This is a genomic window from Pseudomonas sp. MH9.2, assembly GCF_034353875.1.
Lineage (GTDB): Bacteria > Pseudomonadota > Gammaproteobacteria > Pseudomonadales > Pseudomonadaceae > Aquipseudomonas.
On the sequence record NZ_CP133784.1, the window covers coordinates 4019402 to 4037385 of the forward strand.

Here is a 17984-nt window from a genome sequence, read left to right on the forward strand (position 1 = left end):
GGAAAACCGTGATGAACCTGATTCAACATGCCGATTCGCCGCGTTACATCCGCTTGCACGAACTCGACAACGTGGCGGTTGTGGTCAACGACCAAGGCGTCCCGGCCGGTACCCGGTTCGACAACGGCCTGGTGACCCTCGATAACGTGCCGCAAAGCCACAAGGTCAATCTGGTGGACATCGCCGAAGGCCAGCCGGTGATCCGTTACGGGCAAACCATCGGTTATGCCTTGCACGCGATTCCGCGCGGCAGCTGGGTCAGGGAAGATCAACTGCGTATGCCGTCCGCACCACCGCTGGACAGCCTGCCACTGTCCACTGACGTGCCGGAAAAACAGGCGCCGCTGGAAGGTTTCACGTTTGAGGGTTATCGCAACGCCGACGGCACTGTCGGTACACGCAATATCCTTGGCATCACCACCACCGTGCAGTGCGTGACGGGTGTGCTCGATCATGCGGTCAAGCGCATCCGCGATGAGTTGTTGCCCAAGTACCCGAACGTCGATGACGTGGTGGCGCTGACCCACAGCTATGGCTGCGGCGTGGCGATCACCGCGACCGATGCTTACATCCCGATTCGCACCGTGCGCAATCTGGCGCGCAACCCGAACCTGGGCGGGGAGGCCCTGGTGATCAGTCTGGGCTGCGAGAAATTGCAGCCGGGGCAGGTCATGCATGAAAACGACAGCTCGGTGGATCTCGATGACCCCTGGCTGTATCGCCTGCAGGACTCCAGCCACGGCTTCGTCGAAATGATCGAGGAGATCATGGCGATGGCTGAAGTGCGCCTGAAAAAGCTCGATCAGCGTCGTCGCGAAACCGTACCGGCGTCCGAGCTGATTCTGGGCATGCAGTGCGGCGGCAGCGATGCGTTCAGTGGCATCACCGCCAACCCGGCGCTGGGCTTCGCTTCGGATCTGTTGTTGCGTGCCGGGGCGACGGTGATGTTCTCCGAAGTCACCGAAGTGCGCGATGCCATTTACCTGCTGACCTCCCGGGCCGAAACCAAAGAAGTGGCGCAAGAACTGGTCCGTGAAATGGACTGGTACGACCGTTACCTCGCCAAGGGCGAAGCGGATCGCAGCGCCAACACCACGCCAGGCAACAAGAAGGGCGGGTTGTCGAACATCGTCGAGAAGTCTCTGGGCTCCATCGTCAAATCCGGCAGCAGCGCAATCAACGGCGTGCTTGGCCCTGGCGAGCGGTTCAAGCGCAAAGGACTGATCTTCTGTGCGACACCGGCCAGCGACTTTGTCTGCGGCACATTGCAACTGGCGGCCGGGATGAACCTGCATGTGTTCACCACGGGGCGCGGCACGCCCTACGGTTTGGCCATGGCGCCGGTGGTGAAAGTCTCGACTCGCACCGAGCTGGCCCAGCGCTGGCCGGACCTGATCGACATTGATGCCGGGCGCATCGCCACAGGCCGCGCGAGCATCGAGGACCTGGGGTGGGAGTTGTTCCACTTCTATCTGGACGTTGCCAGCGGCAAGAAAAAAACCTGCGCCGAAGCGCTGCGGCTACACAACGACATCACCTTGTTCAATCCGGCACCGATTACGTGATGTTCGTTTGCAGAGTGATCAGTAAGGCCCTGAATAGCGATTGTTCGGGACGTATAACAACAAAAAAAAGATCCAAGAGCGGAGTAAAGCAATGAAAAAGTCCAACCTGGCGCTTGCTGTAGTGACAGCAGTCGTAGCCCAGCAAGCGGGTGCAGCTGGTTTTCTCGAAGACAGCAAAGCCAATCTGAAGCTGCGCAATTTCTACATCAACCAAGATAACCGTGATGGCATCACGGCCAAAAACAACAACTATCAGGCGGAATGGGGTCAAGGTTTCCAGCTTGATTTCACCTCGGGTTATACCCAGGGTCTTGTTGGTTTCGGCGTTGATGCAATCGGCATGTTGGGGGTCAAACTGGACTCAAGCACCGCGAAGCACGGCAACCCGACCGGTAACAACTATGGCGGTATCGTGTTCCCGAGTGACGGCGACCACGCGGTTGATGATTTCTCGAGCCTGGGCCTGACCGCCAAGGCCAAGATCTCCAAGACCGAACTAAAGCTGGGTACTTTGCAGCCGAAGAACCCGGTCATCGTCACCAACGATGGTCGTCTGCTGCCGCAAACCTGGCAGGGCGGCCAGATCACGTCGGCCGATATCACTGATCTGACGCTGGTTAGCGGTCAGATCGAACAGGTTAAAGGCCGTAACTCCAGCAACAACGAGAACCTGTCCATCGGGGGTGCGAACAACCCGATTACCGGCCGGTTCAGTAACAAATTCATGTATGCCGGTGGCGATTACAAGCTGACCAAAGACCTGACATTGCAGTACTACTACGGCAACCTGGAAGACTTTTACAAGCAACACTTTCTTGGTCTGGTCCACAACTGGTCCATCGGTCCAGGTGTACTGAAGAGCGACATCCGCTACTTCAACAGCAAGGATGACGGCGCTAACAGTCACGACCCCGCCTACTTCACCACCGGTTTCTACGGCGGCAAAGTGACCAAGGGTAAAGTCGACAACAACCTGTACAGCGGCCTGTTCCTTTACACCCTCGCGGGGCATACCTTCGGTGGCGGTTATCAGGTCAGCAACGGCGACAGCGACTTCCCTTGGCTGAACCAGGGTGACGGTTCGTCCAACGGCACCATCACCGACATGCAGATCCAGAAGTTTGGCCGTGCCGGGGAAAAAACCTGGCAAGCCCGTTACGCTTATGACTTCGCCACAGTCGGTCTGCCGGGCGCAACTGCCGGCATCGTCTACCTTAAAGGTGACGATATCGATACTCCGACCACCAGCGCCAGCGAGTGGGAGCGCGACCTGACCCTGGCCTATGTTGTGCCGGCAGGTACGCTGAAAGGCTTTGGTGTGATGTGGAAAAACGCCATGTGGCGCAACAACATCCCTGGGCAGAACCAGCAAGACGAAAACCGCGTGATCCTCAGCTACACCCTGGCGTTGTTCTAACGGCACTTCGACTGTGAGAACCCTCATCGCTGGCATGCCTGCGATGAGGGTTCAGGTGCACGCGCAAAGGCCTGTCAACGGCTCACCAATAACTCATCAATCAAACTCAAACAATGAGTCAGGCTGGGCGTTACATCGCCCACGCGGCGGCTGAGGATGATGGGTGAAGTAGCGTTTGGTTCGAGCAAGGTGGTGTAGCCAATGTCTACCCGGTGCAGCAATTGCACTGAGGCGGGCACCAGGGTAATGCCGATGCCGGCGCCCACCAAGCCAATCGCCGTTTGCATTTCGTTGGTCCATTGCACGACGTTGATGCTCAGGCCGTGAGCGGCGAATAGCGCCAGAATGTGGTCGGCATAACTGGGTCGCGGGTTGCCTGGGTACAGCACAAAAGGCTCGCGTGCCAGTTGCGCGAGTGTGGCGGGCCCCGCGAGCAGCGGATGGCCGGCGGGGAGGGCAGCAACAAGCCGGTCTTCGGTGAGGATGCGCTGATGAATCGCCGGATCTTCGATGCGAATCCGGCCAAAACCGATGTCGATGCGTCCGGCTTTCAAGGCCTGCACTTGCTGCAGAGTGGTCATTTCCGACAGCCCCAGTTCCAGATCAAGTTGCTCATCGCTGCGCAGGCGACGGATCAACTCTGGCAGCACGCCATACAGGGTCGAAGGTGCGAAACCGATGCCCATCCACGTCTTCTGGCCAGCGCCAATGCGTCGAGTGTTGTCGCAAACGGTGCCAAGTTGATTGAGCAGGGTATGGGAGTGTTCGTAGAAATAACGCCCGGCCTCGGTCAGGCGCAACGGGCGACCGCGCTCCAGCAGTACAACCCCGAGTTCATCTTCAAGCTGTTGGATTTGCCGGCTCAACGGTGGCTGAGCGATGTGCAGCCGCTCTGCGGCGCGGGTGAAGTTCAGGGTCTCGGCGAGTACCTGAAAGTAACGCAGATGGCGAAGCTCCATAGGGACTCCTTGGGCAGCGCCGCGTGAGGGGCTTCTGCATACCTTTTAAGTATCGAACGAGACTAATTCTATATTGGAAAGGCTAAAAAGGTCGGCTCAATATCAAGGTTGAAAACAAAAGAACCTGATGGGTATTGAAATGACTTCTACCGTGATCACGTCGCTGGAGACGATTATCGTCGACCTGCCGACCATCCGCCCGCACAAGCTGGCCATGCACACGATGCAGAATCAGACACTGGTGGTGATTCGGGTGCGCTGTTCCGACGGTGTCGAAGGCATCGGCGAGTCCACGACTATTGGTGGCTTGAGCTACGGCAACGAAAGTCCGGAAAGCATTAAAACCAACATCGACACGCACTTGGCGCCGCTACTGGTCGGCCAGGATGCGGGCAATATCAACGCCGCCATGCTGCGCCTTGATCGCGCAGCCAAGGGCAACACCTTCGCCAAATCCGGGATCGAAAGCGCACTGCTCGATGCGCAAGGCAAGCGTTTGGGTCTGCCCGTCAGCGAGCTGCTCGGTGGCCGGGTCCGCGATGCGTTGCAAGTGGCCTGGACCCTGGCCAGCGGCGACACGGCGCGTGACATTGCCGAAGCCGAAAAAATGCTCGATATCCGCCGCCACCGGATCTTCAAATTGAAAATCGGTGCCGGAGAAGTACACAAGGATCTGGCCCACGTAATCGCGATCAAACACGCCTTGGGCGACCGCGCCAGTGTGCGGGTCGACGTCAATCAGGCGTGGGATGAAGCCGTGGCAATCCGTGCCTGTCAGGTATTGGCCGACAACGGAATCGACCTGATCGAACAACCGATTTCGCGCAATAACCGTGCGGGCATGGCCCGTCTGAATGCGCGCAGCCCGGCACCGATCATGGCCGACGAGTCCATCGAATGTGTTGAAGATGCCTTCAACCTGGCTCGCGAAGGCGCGGCCTCGGTGTTCGCCCTGAAGATCGCCAAGAACGGTGGCCCACGTGCCGTGTTGCGTACCGCTGCGATCGCGGAAGCGGCAGGTATCGGTCTGTATGGCGGCACCATGCTCGAGGGTGGCATCGGCACATTGGCTTCTGCTCACGCGTTCCTGACCCTTGCCAAACTCACCTGGGACACCGAGCTGTTCGGGCCACTGTTACTGACCGAAGATATTTTGACCCAACCGCTGGTCTACCGCGATTTCCAACTGCACGTTCCACGCACGCCAGGCCTGGGTTTGAGCCTGGATGAAGAGCGCTTGGCGTTCTTCCGCCGTGACAAGACGTCCACTGCCATCAGCCTTGCCTGAGGAGGCCATCAACATGTTGTTCCACGTAAAAATGACCGTGAATATCCCGCTCGACGAGGACCCGGAAAAGGTCGTCCGGCTCAAGGCTGAAGAGAAAGCGCTCTCCCAGCGTCTGCAGGAATCCGGCAAGTGGCGACACATCTGGCGCATCGCCGGGTTGTACGCCAACTACAGCGTGTTCGACGTCGACAGCGTTCAGGAGCTGCACGACCTGCTGATGCAATTGCCGTTGTATCCGTACATGGCCATCGAAGTGAATGCCTTGTGCCGTCACCCTTCATCGATTCGCGAAGACGACCGATAGCCGCCCCCTGTGCTTGCGTGCTTCCTAATAAATATAAAATTTGAGGCTCTGATAATGACTGTAAAAATTGCTCAAACCGAAGGCGTCCAGCAGTTCCTGAAGGAAGCCAGTGGTCAGCTCAATGACGCGGGTAACCCACGGGTCAAGGCGCTGGTGCATCGCATTCTGAAAGACACGGTAAACATCATCGACGAGCTGAGTGTGACCCCGGAAGAGTTCTGGAAAGCGGTCAACTACCTCAATGAACTCGGTGCTCGCCAGGAAGCAGGCTTGTTGGTTGCAGGCCTTGGCCTGGAGCACTACCTCGACCTGGTGATGGACGCCGAAGACGAAGAGGCAGGCAAGTCAGGCGGCACGCCGCGCACCATCGAAGGTCCGTTGTATGTGGCCGGTGCACCTCTTAGCAAAGCCGAAGCGCGTCTGGACGATGGCACGGATGCCGGCACCGTGTTGTTCATGAAAGGCCAGGTCAAGGATCTGGATGGCAAGCCAGTCGCCAACGCCATTGTCGATGTCTGGCACGCCAATACCGGGGGTACGTATTCGTACTTCGACGGCACGCAATCCGAGTTCAACCTGCGCCGCCGTATCGAGACCGATGCCCAAGGCAACTATCGTTTTCGCAGCATCGTGCCGTCGGGTTACGGCTGCCCACCGGACGGTCCAACGCAAAAGCTGCTCGACCAACTGGGTCGCCACGGGCAGCGTCCGGCGCATATCCACTTCTTCATCTCGGCCCCTGGTCATCGCCACCTGACGACCCAGATCAACCTGTCGGGTGAGCAGTACCTGCACGACGACTTTGCCTACGCCACACGTGATGAGCTGATCGCCGACATTCGCTTCAGCGAAGACCCGGCTGCCGCCCGTGCCCAGGGTGTCGAAGGCCGCTTCGCCGAAATCGACTTCGACTTCACCGTGCAATCCTCCGATGCTGCCCAAGAGCAAGGCCGCATGGAGCGGGTGCGTGCGCTGGAGAATTGATAGAGGGGTTTAAACTGTAAAAAAAACAGGTGCTTCGGCGCCTGTTTTTGTATGGGACAGGCCGGTGCACTCAGGTATTGGATTACGGGTGACATACGGGGTGATTATATACATAGCTTGCTGGCAAAGTTGCTGTATCACAGGGTCGATTATTAAGGCGGCGACGTGCGGAAGTCGATGAGTTAAAGGAAGTAGTATGACTTTATTCAGGTGAAGTTGCGTTGATCAAACTCTTGATAGGACACTATCGGTTATAGGTGGCGTCAAGGCTTGATTGGGTTAGATCAAAGTACTATAGACGAAAGACGTACGCTCAAAAAAAGCGTCAATGCTATACGTGCTCCTCAAAAATATTTTGCATTAAATTCATATTTTTCAATCGGTTATGTAAATTTAATTTTTATTGAATTTTGCGCAACGAGACAGATGCCTGCCCATGCGAGTGAGGGTGGGGACACGTTTAGCGATGGACACAATAGCGAATAGCCATTCTAATGACCTGACATCTTACAGGGGAAAGTGTTGGCTAATCCGTCTAGCCCCTCCTGGTGCGGTTCGACGAATTGATGTTGGTACCCAGTCTTTGAGAATAATAACGCTCGGTGAATTCTCTGCTGAGATGTCATCGCTTATAACGCATCTCGATTTAAAAGAATTCGAGGTGAGTGAGTGTCGCAGTCTCAAATTACTCCCCTCTTTATCGGGCAGCCAAGAGGTGCTGCTGACAGAGCAGTCGTGGCTCTGCACACTCTCATCAGTCGAGCGTGGGGAGTTAAGTGAACGCGCACGCGAAGTAGCTGAGTGGATTGTGCTGTGCGACGCAGCGGATAGCGTCCGGGATCAAATCGAGTGGCAGCGACTCGGGGTCACTCTTTTTTCCCAGTGCCCGCTGGATGTCGATTGTGTCGTTTCTCTCATCGAAGCCGCCCGGACTCGGTGCAGCGCACTCCCATTGCGCGTCATTCTGCTTGACTGCAATCAGTCAAGCTTGACCGCTAAGGCGGAAGCCTTAAGGGATGTCGGCATTAGTGTCTTCTCCACCCCCGACCCGCTGGCGGCGCTAGACGCTGTTAATCATTTCAAGCCCGACGTTTTGGTGGCGAGCGCCCATTTGCCCTCCCTATCAGCCGGGGAACTCTTGGTCATCGCGCGGCAACGACCTGAAAATATTTCATTACCCGTCATTTTTCTAACACGAGGCGCTGACGTTGAAACGATGCCGCAGGTCAAGGTGTCGAGCGGTGTTTGCTTTCTGATCGAGCCCGTTGGCTTAACGCTATTGGTGGCGACTCTCAGCTCGCAAGCGTTGGGTTATCGTTCTGCAAAAAGTGCTTTCGTTCGCGTGCGCGAGGATGCACGTCGAGCGCGTGCCCGCCTTAAAGCGTTGCGTTCCGCGATTGATCAACACGCCATCATTAGCGTCGCGGATAGCGCGGGTAATATTGTGCACGTGAATGACCGCTTCTGTCAGATCAGCGGTTACAGCCGGAAGGAGTTACTGGGCAAAAATCACAGGCTGATTAAGTCGAATATTCACGACTCAGCCTATTATCAAACGCTGTGGCGTACCATCAGCGCCGGGAAAACATGGCGTGGCGAGCTGTGCAATAGAGCCAAGAGTGGTCATGCCTATTGGGTCGAGGCAACGATTGTCCCTTTTTTAGACGCTGCCGGAAAACCCGCCCAATACATGTCCGTTCGCACGGACATTACCGCATTGAAATGCAGTGAAAACGCGTTGCGCTTAAGCCACGAAAGGCTTCGCTTGAGTCAGGAAGTCACCAGTATCGGTACATGGGACATGAACCTGGCGAACGGTGATGTCTCCTGTTCGGACCGAACCTTGCAACTCTTTGGCTATCCGGCAGGGAAGCTAAAGCGGGACTACGGCGACTTTCTCATCGCGGTGCATATTGATGACCGTCAAAAACTGACCCGCATCATTAACGTCAGCATTGAAAGCCGCTCGCCCTATGAAATTGAGTTTCGAGTCGTGTGGCCAGACAACACGGTGCATTGGTTGCAAGAAAAAGGGGCCGTCGTCAGTGACGAGACCGATGGCGCTCTTCACATGCTGGGTGTTGTGCAAGATATTCACGTGCGCAAGATGGCCGAAATTGCGTTAGCAGAAAGTGAAGTTCGCTTTCGCGGGGCGTTCGAAGCGTCTGGCATCGGCATGGCCCTGATCTCATTGTCAGGCGCCTGGTTGTTGGTCAACAGTGCCTTGTGCTCAATGCTCGGTTTTAGTGAGGATGAACTGCTCGCCACCGATTTCAAAACCTTGACCCACCCGGATGACATCGCGGTCGATCAAGCTTTTTTAAGCAAGCTACTCAGTAGCGAAATGTCGAACTGGCAGCACGAAAAGCGTTACTACGCCAAAGGCGGTCGGATTGTTTGGGTGTTGCTCAATATTTCGGCAGTGCTTAACGACGATGGGCAGTACGTCCATTTCGTCTATCAAGTGCAGGACATTACGGCGCGCAAAATTGCCGAGCAACGCTTGGCCCTGTTTCGCAACGTGTTCGACGCCAGTGGTCAATGCGTCAGTATCACCGATGGGCAAGGGCTGCTTATTTATCAGAATAAGCGGCATGCTCAAGAATTAGGCTATTCAGATAACGAGTGTATCGGGCAACCCTTCACCCTTTTTCTGCCCGAGAAGACTGCCGGGACCTACGCCACTGAGCTGTTAAGTTCAGCGGCTGAGGGTAAAAGCTGGGTGGGTTACATCCCCATTCGGCGCAAGGATGGCAGTGTCTATATCTCCTCCAGCAGCATTGGTTTCGTCAGGGGCGAGCGAGGAGACCTGCAGAATTTATTTAATATCTTCACCGACTTCAGTGAAGAACTGGCCCGCCGCAATGAGCTCGCCGACGCCCGAAAAGCGGCCGATCAAGCGAACCAGGCTAAATCTGATTTTCTCTCGAGCATGAGCCACGAGCTGCGTACGCCAATGAATGCGGTCCTTGGTTTTGCGCAAATGCTTGAATGTGACAGTGACCTGAACGCTGATCAGAAAGACAGTGTCCAGGAGATTCTAAAAGGCGGTAAACACCTGCTGGAACTCATCAATGAAGTGCTTGATTTAGCCAGCATTGAATCGGGGCATGTCAGCCTCTCGCTCGAGGCAGTTGAGCTGGCCTGCCTGCTTAAGGAATGTTGGAGTTTTATCCATATTCTGGCGGAAGCAAGGCACATTACTTTACATCTCAATGTCCCAGCGGGGATCGTCGTGTGTGCTGATCGGGTGCGTTTGAAACAGGTCCTTTTGAACCTGCTTTCTAACGCCGTTAAATATAACCGTGAGGGCGGTGATATTAGCGTCGGCGTACAACCTGTTGATGATGAAAAACTCAGAATCACGCTGACGGACACGGGAATCGGGATTCCATCTGACCGTGTCCCCGAACTGTTTCAACCCTTCAATCGACTGGGCGCAGAACACAGTGGCATTGAAGGTACCGGTATCGGGCTCACTATTTCTCGTCGCTTGATAGCGTTGATGGGTGGGGCGGTCGGTGTTGTCAGCGAGGAGGGCGTCGGTACGACCTTCTGGATTGAGCTACCCACTCAACCCACAGAAGAGAGGCTCGATTCGAATAACAGCGTCGGCAATACAACACCCGTTGGTACTGAGCCCTCGCGCGAAAAATGTGTGCTGTACCTTGACGATAATCCGGTCAATGTAAAGTTGATGGCGGGTGCGTTTGCAAGGCACAGCCATCTACACCTGGTGACCGCAGTTACACCACCGTCAGGTGTTGAATTAGCGGTAGCCTATCGGCTCGATGCAATACTTCTAGACCTGAACATGCAGAGCATGGACGGCTATAAGCTGCTCAACGTGCTGAAAGGGCGCCTTGAAAAAACGCCCATTATCGCGCTGACCGCTAATGCCATGTCCCATGACATCGAAAAAGCCCTTTCCGCCGGCTTCGCCAAATGTCTCACCAAACCCATCGACTTCGGCCTGCTCATGAGCACGGTAGAAGGCTGTTTGGCTGACAGTAAGGAGGCTCAGACATGAGCGCACAGCCCACTAACCATTCTTGTATTTTTGTCATTGACGATGAGACGACCAATCTTAAGCTGCTGCACAAGATGCTGGTCAGTGAGGGATATTCCAGCCCGGTTCTGATACAGGATTCGCGTCTGGTTCTTGAGCGCTATAAGGAGTTACGACCCGATCTTATTTTGCTCGACATCAATATGCCGCACCTGGATGGCTATCAGGTGATGGAGCAGCTTAAGGCGCTTGATGACCCTTTGTTGCCGCCCATCATTATGCTGACCGCTCAATGCGGTCAGGACTATCTGCTGAAAGCACTGGCGGCGGGTGCGCGGGATTTTGTCATCAAGCCCTTTATGCGTGTCGAGTTACTCATGCGTGTGCGTAACTTACTGGACGCGCATCTGGCTCATCGATTAGTGCACGGTCAGAAAGCAACGCTGGAACGCATGGTGCAGCACCGCACGGATGCTCTGTACCAGGCGCGTATACAGGTTGTTCATTGTCTTGGGCGTGCGGCGGAATATCGCGACAACGAAACGGGGCTGCACATTGTCCGAATGAGTCTGTATTCGGCGCTGTTGGCCAAGAGCATGGGATGGGCGGACAGCGAGTGTGAACTACTGCTGCACGCCAGCCCGATGCACGATGTCGGCAAGATTGGTATTCCGGATTCGATTCTGCTCAAGGCCGGTAAGTTTGAACCCGAAGAATGGGAGGTGATGAAAACCCACGCGGCGATTGGTGCTGAAATTCTGGAACATGGGGATTCGGAGTTACTGTGCCTGGCACGCGTTATCGCGTTAAGCCATCACGAAAAATGGGACGGTAGTGGTTACCCCAACGGGCTGGAGGGTGAAGCCATTCCTGAAGCAGGACGTATTGTTGCGGTGGCCGATGTCTTCGACGCCTTGGCGTCATCACGCCCCTATAAGAAAGCCTGGCCGGTGGAGGACGCAGCCGCGTACATCGGGGACAACGCCGGTAAGCACTTTGATCCGGCAGTGGCCGAGCATTTTTATAAAAACTGGCCCGCTATTCTGGCGATACATAACAGCCATATGGAACCACAGGAACCCTAGGCATTCGCTTTTAAAGTACCGATTTACGTATGCCATTATGAATCACTAAAAGGGGCCTGCCATGCTCACCCATTTGCGCTTGAGAAGTAAACTGTTGCTGTTAACGCTGGTGCCCATTTGTGCGCTGGCTTTTATCGTGTGTGCGGTCGTCATTCAGGCGTTGCAGACGCTGGCGGATCAACAAGAAACCCAGACCCGCGAGCGCCTGATTGAAGATCATCGTGTCGAAATAAAGCAATATGTAGAGTTGGCAATGAATGCCATCGCACCTATTTATGAAGGGTCGGGCAACAACGACATCACGGCGCGGGACCAGGCCGTTACCCTGCTAAAGCGTTTGAACTACGGAAAAAGTGGCTACTTCTGGGGCTATGACAGCCATGCCGTACGTATTTTTCAAGGCAACACCAACGATAAAATTGGTCAAAGCTTCTATGAGTTCAAAGACCCCAGTGGCGTGTATGCAATTCGCGAATTGGTGAGTGCGGGGCGAGACAATAGTCACTATGTCCACTACAGCTTCCTCTTGAGTGACGGCAGTGTGCTGGTGCCGAAAGTGGGTTACTCCCTCTCTCTCCCCAAGTGGGACATGGTTATCGGCACGTCCGTCAATCTTGATGATGTCGAGGCACAAGTAAAAGCAGCACGCAGTAGTTTTGATACCAGCGTTCACAGCCTCTTGATGGTGATGATCGGCTCTGCAGTGGGCCTGCTTATCTTCATGGCGGTGTTGGCCGTCATGATGAGCAGCACCTTGCTCAAGCCATTGTTACGGATTAAACGCAATCTGGACGATATGGCTTCTGGCGAGGGCGATTTGACTCAGCGCTTGCTGGTGACAAGCCAGGATGAGCTGGGGGAACTGGCCAACTCCTTTAACCTGTTCGTTGCAAAGATTCATGTGTTGGTACAACAGGTCGCGGGCACCACCGGCAAACTCTCCACGCTCGTCACGGCCGTGGCTAATCAGGCGCATCGTTCCGAGCAGGCGATCAGTGCTCAGCGTCATGAAACTGACCAGGTCGCCACGGCCATCAATGAAATGTCCGCTGCCGCCCATGAAGTTGCCCACAGCGCTCAGCAAGCTGCCGACGCAGCGAGCGAGACTGACAAGGAGGGGCAGACGGCCAAGCAAGTTGTGGATAAAAGCATCGCCCAAATCCATCAGTTGGTGACCGAGGTTCGAGGCTCCAGCGATACCATGGAAACATTACGTCAGGATGTGCAGAGCATCGTGAGCGTTCTGGACGTGATCCGTTCGATTGCCGAGCAGACCAATTTGTTGGCGCTCAACGCGGCGATCGAAGCTGCACGAGCGGGTGAGGCGGGACGCGGCTTCGCGGTGGTTGCGGACGAAGTACGCGCCTTGGCCAGCAGGACCCAGCACAGCACGGGTGAAATCCAGGTAATGATTGATCGTTTGCAAACGGCCACCAGCAAAGCCGTTGCGGCCATGCAGCATGCCAGTGAGATGGGAGAGGACACTCAAAAACACTCCAATCTTGCCGGTACGTCGCTGGACGCCATGGCTCAGTTGATCGCAACGATTAACTCGATGAATGCCCAAATTGCCAGTGCGGCGGAAGAGCAGACAGCGGTCGCTGAGGAGATCAATCGTAGCGTCCACCAGATAGCTGTCGCCGTGGACAGTGTCGCAATCGACGCTGTAGAGGGCGCGCAGACAGCCCGTGAACTCAGCAGTCTGGGTGCTCAATTGCAAGGGCTGGTGGGGCAGTTCAAAGTTTGAATAATGGGGGCAACAACACGCGGGCAGTTGTCGTTGCGCGCCCCATCACTTCAAGCCTGGAGCGAAGGTGATGGGGCTCGCCGGCTTTAATGGCTCTGGGCTTTTTGCAGCGCCTGGGTCGTTAGAGAAATGCATTCTCGTGCGCCTTCATCGTTGTTCCTGGCGAGGGCTGCTTCGGCTCTATGGACGGTGGTTTCGACATCGCCCTTCAGTTGCTCGTTCAATTGGGGATTGCTCACCAGAGCATCTCTGACTTTTTGCAGGTTTATCTGGCACAGACTGCTTTCGTTCCCGGCAAACACCGGGGCCGCCAATAGTGCAGTGGTAAGGAACAATCCAGTCATTACTACGCGTTTCATGGACATCTCCTTGAGCATGGGGGGCTCGGCGGACGCGGCGTAATCTGCGCGGGTCGTCGGGGTTGGATACAGGCTCTGATCCATTGGACCGAAGCCCCGCGATTATAACGATACGCAATTATTTCCGCTTGAACTCAATCCCTACCAGTTTGCCATCTATGAACTTCAGGTATCGGTAACCACCGTTGGCAGGCCCATAGACCCAATGCTCAACGGTCACAGATCCTGGCTTCGGATACCCGTTCTCGCCGATGACGGGGTCGATCACGCTGGACTCCGACGGTTTACCGCACTTTTCGATGACCTCGGAGGTGGTCTCTCCTCCGGAAACGATGCCGGTACCACAGCGCATCGACCCTTGTGCGCTCGCGCTCAGGGTTAGCAGCAGACTTATGATTAAGTATCGATTGATCATGGGAAGTGTCACGACGTGGTCGCTTGAGTACCGGCAATGCGGTAGACGCAGCGTCGTGCGTCGCTGAGCAGATGCTCTTCCCGGATAACCGTCGCTCCCTGTCCGGTTATTTCCTGAAACAGCTGCAGCTCGGAGCGGCAGAAGCCTTGGCATGTGCGGGCGGCTGCACAAATCGGGCAATGGTCTTCTATCAGCAACCAATCCTTGCCGTCGTGCTCGACGCGCGCCATATACCCCTCCTGCGTGCGAATCATTGCCAGTTGCTCCAGTCGCTCCTGCAAGGAGTCGCCCGTACAGACCTGTTGATAGCTCGCTCGTGCGTCCACTTCGCGTTGTGTAATCAAGCGATCCAGGCCTTCGTCCCCAAAAATCTGGCGTATCGAACCAATCAACTGCACGGTCAACTGGGCATGCGTATCAGGGAAGCGACCGTTACCCGCCTCGGTGAGCACCCAGTTCTGGTGCGGGCGACCGACGCCGGATGCTGCTTCTAGTCGACCTTCGATCAAACCCGCTGCTACCAGCTTTTGCACCTGCTGACGCGCCGCCTCGGCAGTCATGTCCAGGGCCTGGGCAATGGCTGCGTTTGAAACGGAGCCCTTGGTTTTGATGAAGAACAGGATGCGATCCGACGTTGGCAGTGAGGCTGAGATATCCAAGTCTTCTCTTGTGTAATTCAATGTATTCACCTAATATCCAAGCCAATGCTTGGATATTAGGCGTTGGCTGTCCACCTGTCGAGGGAATGAGCATGCACACAGATTCACTGACTGTTACCGCTTGGGGTGACTTGCTGCGAGGCAGAAACGGCGTGTTGGCGCTGGCACTGATGGGGGGCGTGGCGCTGCATGCTATCAACGTCCACATTGTCACTACGGTGTTGCCGTCAGTGGTGCAGGACATCGGAGGGCTCGACTGGTACGCCTGGAACACCACGCTCTTTGTCGTGGCCTCCATTGTTGGTGCGGCGCTGTCCGTCTGGCTGCTGGCGGTGCTGGGTCAGCGGGGAGCCTGCCTTGCGGCGCTGGCGGTGTTCGCCGTGGGGTCGGCCGGTTGCGCACTCGCCACTTCAATGCCCTGGATGCTGGCAGGTCGCAGCGTGCAGGGGCTCGGTGGCGGCACTCTGGCGGCGCTGAGCTACGCGTTGATTCGGGTCGTGTTCGAGCCGCGGCTATGGCCTCGTGCGGTGGCGCTGGTCTCTGGCATGTGGGGGGTGGCGACGCTATGCGGGCCCGCATTGGGCGGGCTGTTCGCCCAGTCGGGACATTGGCGCTGGGCGTTCTGGACGCTGCTGCCGGTGGCGCTGTTGCAAGGGCTGCTGGTGATCGGGCAATTGCAGCCGATGGGGGCGCGGGAATCCTCCGTGGACAGCACGCCTCGCATTCCTTTCATGCAGATCGGGCTGCTGGCAACCTCCGTGCTGGCCATCGCTGCGGGCAGCATGTCGGCGGCACTGATCTGGCAGTGCCTTGGTGTCGTCGCTGGTCTGGCCTTGGGCATGAGTGCCATCGAGTGTGATCGGCGTGCCACCGTACGCTTGCTGCCGGTCGGCGCGACCGCTCTTGGCACGCCGCTGGGCGCTGTTTATGCGAGCGTGGCCTTGCTGTTGATCGGCACCACGACGGAAATCTTCGTGCCTTATTTCCTGCAAAAACTGCAGGGTCTGACACCGCTGGCGGCAGGCTACCTGACTGCGGCGATGGCGGCTGGCTGGAGCATGGCATCACTGTTTTCGTCAGGCCACGGCGGTGTTACTGCCGCGCGTCTATTGCGTGCCGGTCCACTGCTGTGTGCGTCCAGTCTGCTGGTGCTGGCAGTACTGATGCCGGCAGTCGACGACCTGCCTGCGGGTATGCGCACACTTTTCTGCGGTCTGGCGCTGGCCGGTGTGGGGGCGGGCGTCGGCATTTGCTGGCCACATCTGCTGACCCGCGTTTTGACCCTGGCGCCACCCGGTGAAGGCGGCATGGCGTCTGCCGCCATCACCACGGTTCAACTGTACGGCATGGCCATGGGCGCGGCGGTCGCGGGATTGGTCGCAAATGCGGCAGGGCTTGGCGGGCAGGACGGCATCGCGGGCACGCAGTCGGCTGCCGCGTGGTTGTTCGCCAGTTTCGCTTTGGCGCCTGTGTTAGCCATGTTGCTGGCTCGCCGGATCGGTTAGCGACGAGACAGGCATGGAAGGCTTCAGCCTTGTTATAGACTAGACAGTAAGTTACATTAAGTGAAACTTTCCGTTGAGTGATCGGCATGCGGCCAATCTCTACTCCCACGCAGCCTATGCGGCGACTGATGCGTGACCTGGCACGGCTCGCCAGTAAAGAGCGCTACCTCTTCACGCCAGACGACCTAAGGGCGCTTGTGCCTGACCTTTCTGATGGTGCCTACAAAACGCTGTTGAGTCGGGCCGTATCGCAAGGGCATTTGGCTCGGGTGTGCAGGGGGCTATACCTGTTTGAACCGGTAAATCCATCCGGCGGATTGGTGCTGTTTCATGCTGCGGCGAGGCTGCGCGCGACTCAGTTCAATTACATCAGCCTTGAAACGGCATTGAGTGATTCCGGGGTCATTTCGCAGATCCCGATTAATTGGATCACGCTGATGTCATCTGGGCGCAGCAGCAGGATTTCATGTGGTCGATGGGGGACCATCGAATTTGTGCACACCCGTCAAAAACCACAAGACCTGGTTCGCGACGTTCACTATGACTCGCGTTGCCGGCTATGGCGGGCAACCCCCAAACAGGCATTGCGTGACATGAAGGCCGCGAAGCGGAACATGGACTTAATCGATTGGAGTGTTGCCAATGAGTTTGTTTGATGAGCTGGTGGATGAAGGGCTTAAAAACAAACAGGATTTGGCCCCGTTGCGAGTAGTTGTAGAAAAAGAACTGCTGCATCACGACATCATGCTGGCACTGAGTTCTGCAGGCATGCTCACCAAACTGACATTCATCGGAGGTACGTGCCTGCGAGCGTGCTACGGGTCCAACCGGCTGAGCGAGGATCTCGACTTCACGGGTGGGGCTGACTTCAATCGCGCGAGTCTGAGTGAGCTTGGTCGCGTACTGGTTGAAAGTCTGAAGGCTAAATACGGCCTTGAAGTCGAGGTTGGCGATCCTGTTCGCGAGGAAGGTAATGTAGACACCTGGAAGCTGAAAGTTCAAACAAGGCCTGGGCGCAAGGATCTGCCTGCCCAGCGCATCAACATCGATGTGTGCTCCATTCCGAGCTACCAGCCACAGCCCATGCTGCTTCTAAATCCTTATGGGGTCGACATGGGGACGAGCGGTCTGATCCTGCAAGCGGAAACACGCGAAGAAATTTATGCCGACAAGATCGTTGCTTTTGCTTTGCGTCCCAATCGAATCAAGAACCGTGATCTCTGGGACATGGTGTGGTTGCGCCAGCAGGGGATAACGCCGCAACTGGACTTGATTGATAAAAAGCTCGCCGACCATCAGTGCGTATCCAAGTATTTCCTGGCCCTGTTCAAGGAGCGCACGGAGATGCTGGATTCCGAGCCAAAGGTAGTGACCGACTTTCGCAAAGAAATGAGTCGGCTTTTACCGGTTGAGCGGGTGACGCAAACGGTCAACCAAGCCGCATTCTGGACGTTTCTGGTTGGCCATATACGTGATCTATACGCATTGACCGAGAAAGCGCTCAACGGCGATGACTCCAGCGGTGTCTTCAAGATGTGATTTCGGACGTTTGTCTAGACCGACTTTGTCTGTACGAAGGAGGGAAAGACGCCGGCAGAAACTGTGCAAAACGGTCACAGAACTCAAACCCCGGATACAACAAAGCCCGCACAAGGCGGGCTTCGTTGGTGTTTCGTTTGGTGGCGCCC

The 17984-nt window shown here is 56.2% G+C and carries 15 protein-coding genes; 11 read left to right on the forward strand and 4 right to left on the reverse strand.

The annotated features are described in order from the left end of the window. Positions 1–11: 11 nt before the first annotated feature. Both garD and RHM55_RS18550 read left to right on the forward strand, forming a co-directional pair. Positions 12–1565 (forward strand): galactarate dehydratase, encoded by a 1554-nt coding sequence (gene garD / locus RHM55_RS18545; RefSeq protein ID WP_322177730.1) that lies wholly within the window; start codon positions 12–14, stop codon positions 1563–1565. A 91-nt stretch (positions 1566–1656) separates the two neighbouring features. Then, the gene (locus tag RHM55_RS18550) at positions 1657–2982 is read left to right on the forward strand and encodes an OprD family porin (RefSeq protein ID WP_322177731.1); all 1326 of its coding nucleotides are present in this window, start codon (positions 1657–1659) and stop codon (positions 2980–2982) included. 74 nt (positions 2983–3056) lie between these two features. On the opposite strand, the gene RHM55_RS18555 is transcribed toward RHM55_RS18550, so the two are convergent. Further along, the gene (locus RHM55_RS18555; protein WP_322177732.1) at positions 3057–3941 is read right to left on the reverse strand and encodes a LysR family transcriptional regulator; all 885 of its coding nucleotides are present in this window, start codon (positions 3939–3941) and stop codon (positions 3057–3059) included. Positions 3942–4080: 139 nt separating this feature from the next. Here RHM55_RS18555 and RHM55_RS18560 point away from each other — a divergent pair, with 139 nt between their 5' ends. The 6 genes from RHM55_RS18560 to RHM55_RS18585 all read left to right on the forward strand — a co-directional run bounded on the left by RHM55_RS18560 (position 4081) and on the right by RHM55_RS18585 (position 13358). After that, a complete protein-coding gene (locus RHM55_RS18560; RefSeq protein ID WP_322177733.1) occupies positions 4081–5229 on the forward strand; it encodes a muconate cycloisomerase family protein in 1149 nt (382 codons plus the stop codon). Between the two features lie 13 nt (positions 5230–5242). Continuing rightward, positions 5243–5533 carry a muconolactone Delta-isomerase gene (gene catC / locus RHM55_RS18565; protein ID WP_322177734.1) on the forward strand — a complete coding sequence of 97 codons (291 nt, stop codon included), beginning with the start codon at positions 5243–5245 and terminating at the stop codon, positions 5531–5533. A gap of 54 nt (positions 5534–5587) precedes the next feature. After that, positions 5588–6517, forward strand: coding sequence for a catechol 1,2-dioxygenase (catA, locus tag RHM55_RS18570; protein ID WP_322177735.1), 930 nt, complete (start codon positions 5588–5590; stop codon positions 6515–6517). A gap of 619 nt (positions 6518–7136) precedes the next feature. Next, entirely contained in the window at positions 7137–10547 is a 3411-nt protein-coding gene (locus RHM55_RS18575) for a PAS domain S-box protein (protein WP_322177736.1), read from the forward strand. Then, positions 10544–11611 (forward strand): HD-GYP domain-containing protein, encoded by a 1068-nt coding sequence (locus RHM55_RS18580; RefSeq protein WP_322177737.1) that lies wholly within the window; start codon positions 10544–10546, stop codon positions 11609–11611. Before RHM55_RS18575 ends, RHM55_RS18580 begins: the two co-directional genes overlap by 4 nt. A gap of 61 nt (positions 11612–11672) precedes the next feature. Continuing rightward, on the forward strand, positions 11673–13358 hold the full coding sequence (locus tag RHM55_RS18585) for a methyl-accepting chemotaxis protein (protein ID WP_322177738.1): 1686 nt from the start codon (positions 11673–11675) through the stop codon (positions 13356–13358). A gap of 86 nt (positions 13359–13444) precedes the next feature. On the opposite strand, the gene RHM55_RS18590 is transcribed toward RHM55_RS18585, so the two are convergent. The 3 genes from RHM55_RS18590 to RHM55_RS18600 form a co-directional block, all read right to left on the reverse strand. Beyond that, complete coding sequence (locus tag RHM55_RS18590; protein WP_219064278.1) at positions 13445–13717, reverse strand: hypothetical protein; 273 nt, start codon at positions 13715–13717, stop codon at positions 13445–13447. 118 nt (positions 13718–13835) lie between these two features. Beyond that, entirely contained in the window at positions 13836–14069 is a 234-nt protein-coding gene (locus RHM55_RS18595) for a DUF2845 domain-containing protein (protein ID WP_322177739.1), read from the reverse strand. A gap of 71 nt (positions 14070–14140) precedes the next feature. Next, on the reverse strand, positions 14141–14791 hold the full coding sequence (locus RHM55_RS18600; protein WP_322177740.1) for a helix-turn-helix transcriptional regulator: 651 nt from the start codon (positions 14789–14791) through the stop codon (positions 14141–14143). Between the two features lie 92 nt (positions 14792–14883). Here RHM55_RS18600 and RHM55_RS18605 point away from each other — a divergent pair, with 92 nt between their 5' ends. From RHM55_RS18605 to RHM55_RS18615, 3 genes are all read left to right on the forward strand, one after another. Further along, entirely contained in the window at positions 14884–16296 is a 1413-nt protein-coding gene (locus RHM55_RS18605; RefSeq protein WP_322177741.1) for an MFS transporter, read from the forward strand. A 128-nt stretch (positions 16297–16424) separates the two neighbouring features. After that, complete coding sequence (gene abiEi / locus RHM55_RS18610; protein WP_322177742.1) at positions 16425–16952, forward strand: type IV toxin-antitoxin system AbiEi family antitoxin; 528 nt, start codon at positions 16425–16427, stop codon at positions 16950–16952. Then, complete coding sequence (locus tag RHM55_RS18615; RefSeq protein WP_322177743.1) at positions 16939–17835, forward strand: nucleotidyl transferase AbiEii/AbiGii toxin family protein; 897 nt, start codon at positions 16939–16941, stop codon at positions 17833–17835. The genes abiEi and RHM55_RS18615 overlap by 14 nt, the downstream gene beginning before the upstream one ends. The last annotated feature ends 149 nt before the right edge of the window (positions 17836–17984 follow it).

Bases quoted from the DNA above. Each gene is read 5' to 3' on its own strand.
- garD (WP_322177730.1), top strand. From the start codon at position 12: ATGAACCTGATTCAACATGCCGATTCGCCGCGTTACATCCGCTTGCAC.
- RHM55_RS18550 (WP_322177731.1), top strand. From the start codon at position 1,657: ATGAAAAAGTCCAACCTGGCGCTTGCTGTAGTGACAGCAGTCGTAGCC.
- RHM55_RS18555 (WP_322177732.1), bottom strand. From the start codon at position 3,941: ATGGAGCTTCGCCATCTGCGTTACTTTCAGGTACTCGCCGAGACCCTG.
- RHM55_RS18560 (WP_322177733.1), top strand. From the start codon at position 4,081: ATGACTTCTACCGTGATCACGTCGCTGGAGACGATTATCGTCGACCTG.
- catC (WP_322177734.1), top strand. From the start codon at position 5,243: ATGTTGTTCCACGTAAAAATGACCGTGAATATCCCGCTCGACGAGGAC.
- catA (WP_322177735.1), top strand. From the start codon at position 5,588: ATGACTGTAAAAATTGCTCAAACCGAAGGCGTCCAGCAGTTCCTGAAG.
- RHM55_RS18575 (WP_322177736.1), top strand. From the start codon at position 7,137: ATGTCATCGCTTATAACGCATCTCGATTTAAAAGAATTCGAGGTGAGT.
- RHM55_RS18580 (WP_322177737.1), top strand. From the start codon at position 10,544: ATGAGCGCACAGCCCACTAACCATTCTTGTATTTTTGTCATTGACGAT.
- RHM55_RS18585 (WP_322177738.1), top strand. From the start codon at position 11,673: ATGCTCACCCATTTGCGCTTGAGAAGTAAACTGTTGCTGTTAACGCTG.
- RHM55_RS18590 (WP_219064278.1), bottom strand. From the start codon at position 13,717: ATGAAACGCGTAGTAATGACTGGATTGTTCCTTACCACTGCACTATTG.
- RHM55_RS18595 (WP_322177739.1), bottom strand. From the start codon at position 14,069: ATGCGCTGTGGTACCGGCATCGTTTCCGGAGGAGAGACCACCTCCGAG.
- RHM55_RS18605 (WP_322177741.1), top strand. From the start codon at position 14,884: ATGCACACAGATTCACTGACTGTTACCGCTTGGGGTGACTTGCTGCGA.
- abiEi (WP_322177742.1), top strand. From the start codon at position 16,425: ATGCGTGACCTGGCACGGCTCGCCAGTAAAGAGCGCTACCTCTTCACG.
- RHM55_RS18615 (WP_322177743.1), top strand. From the start codon at position 16,939: ATGAGTTTGTTTGATGAGCTGGTGGATGAAGGGCTTAAAAACAAACAG.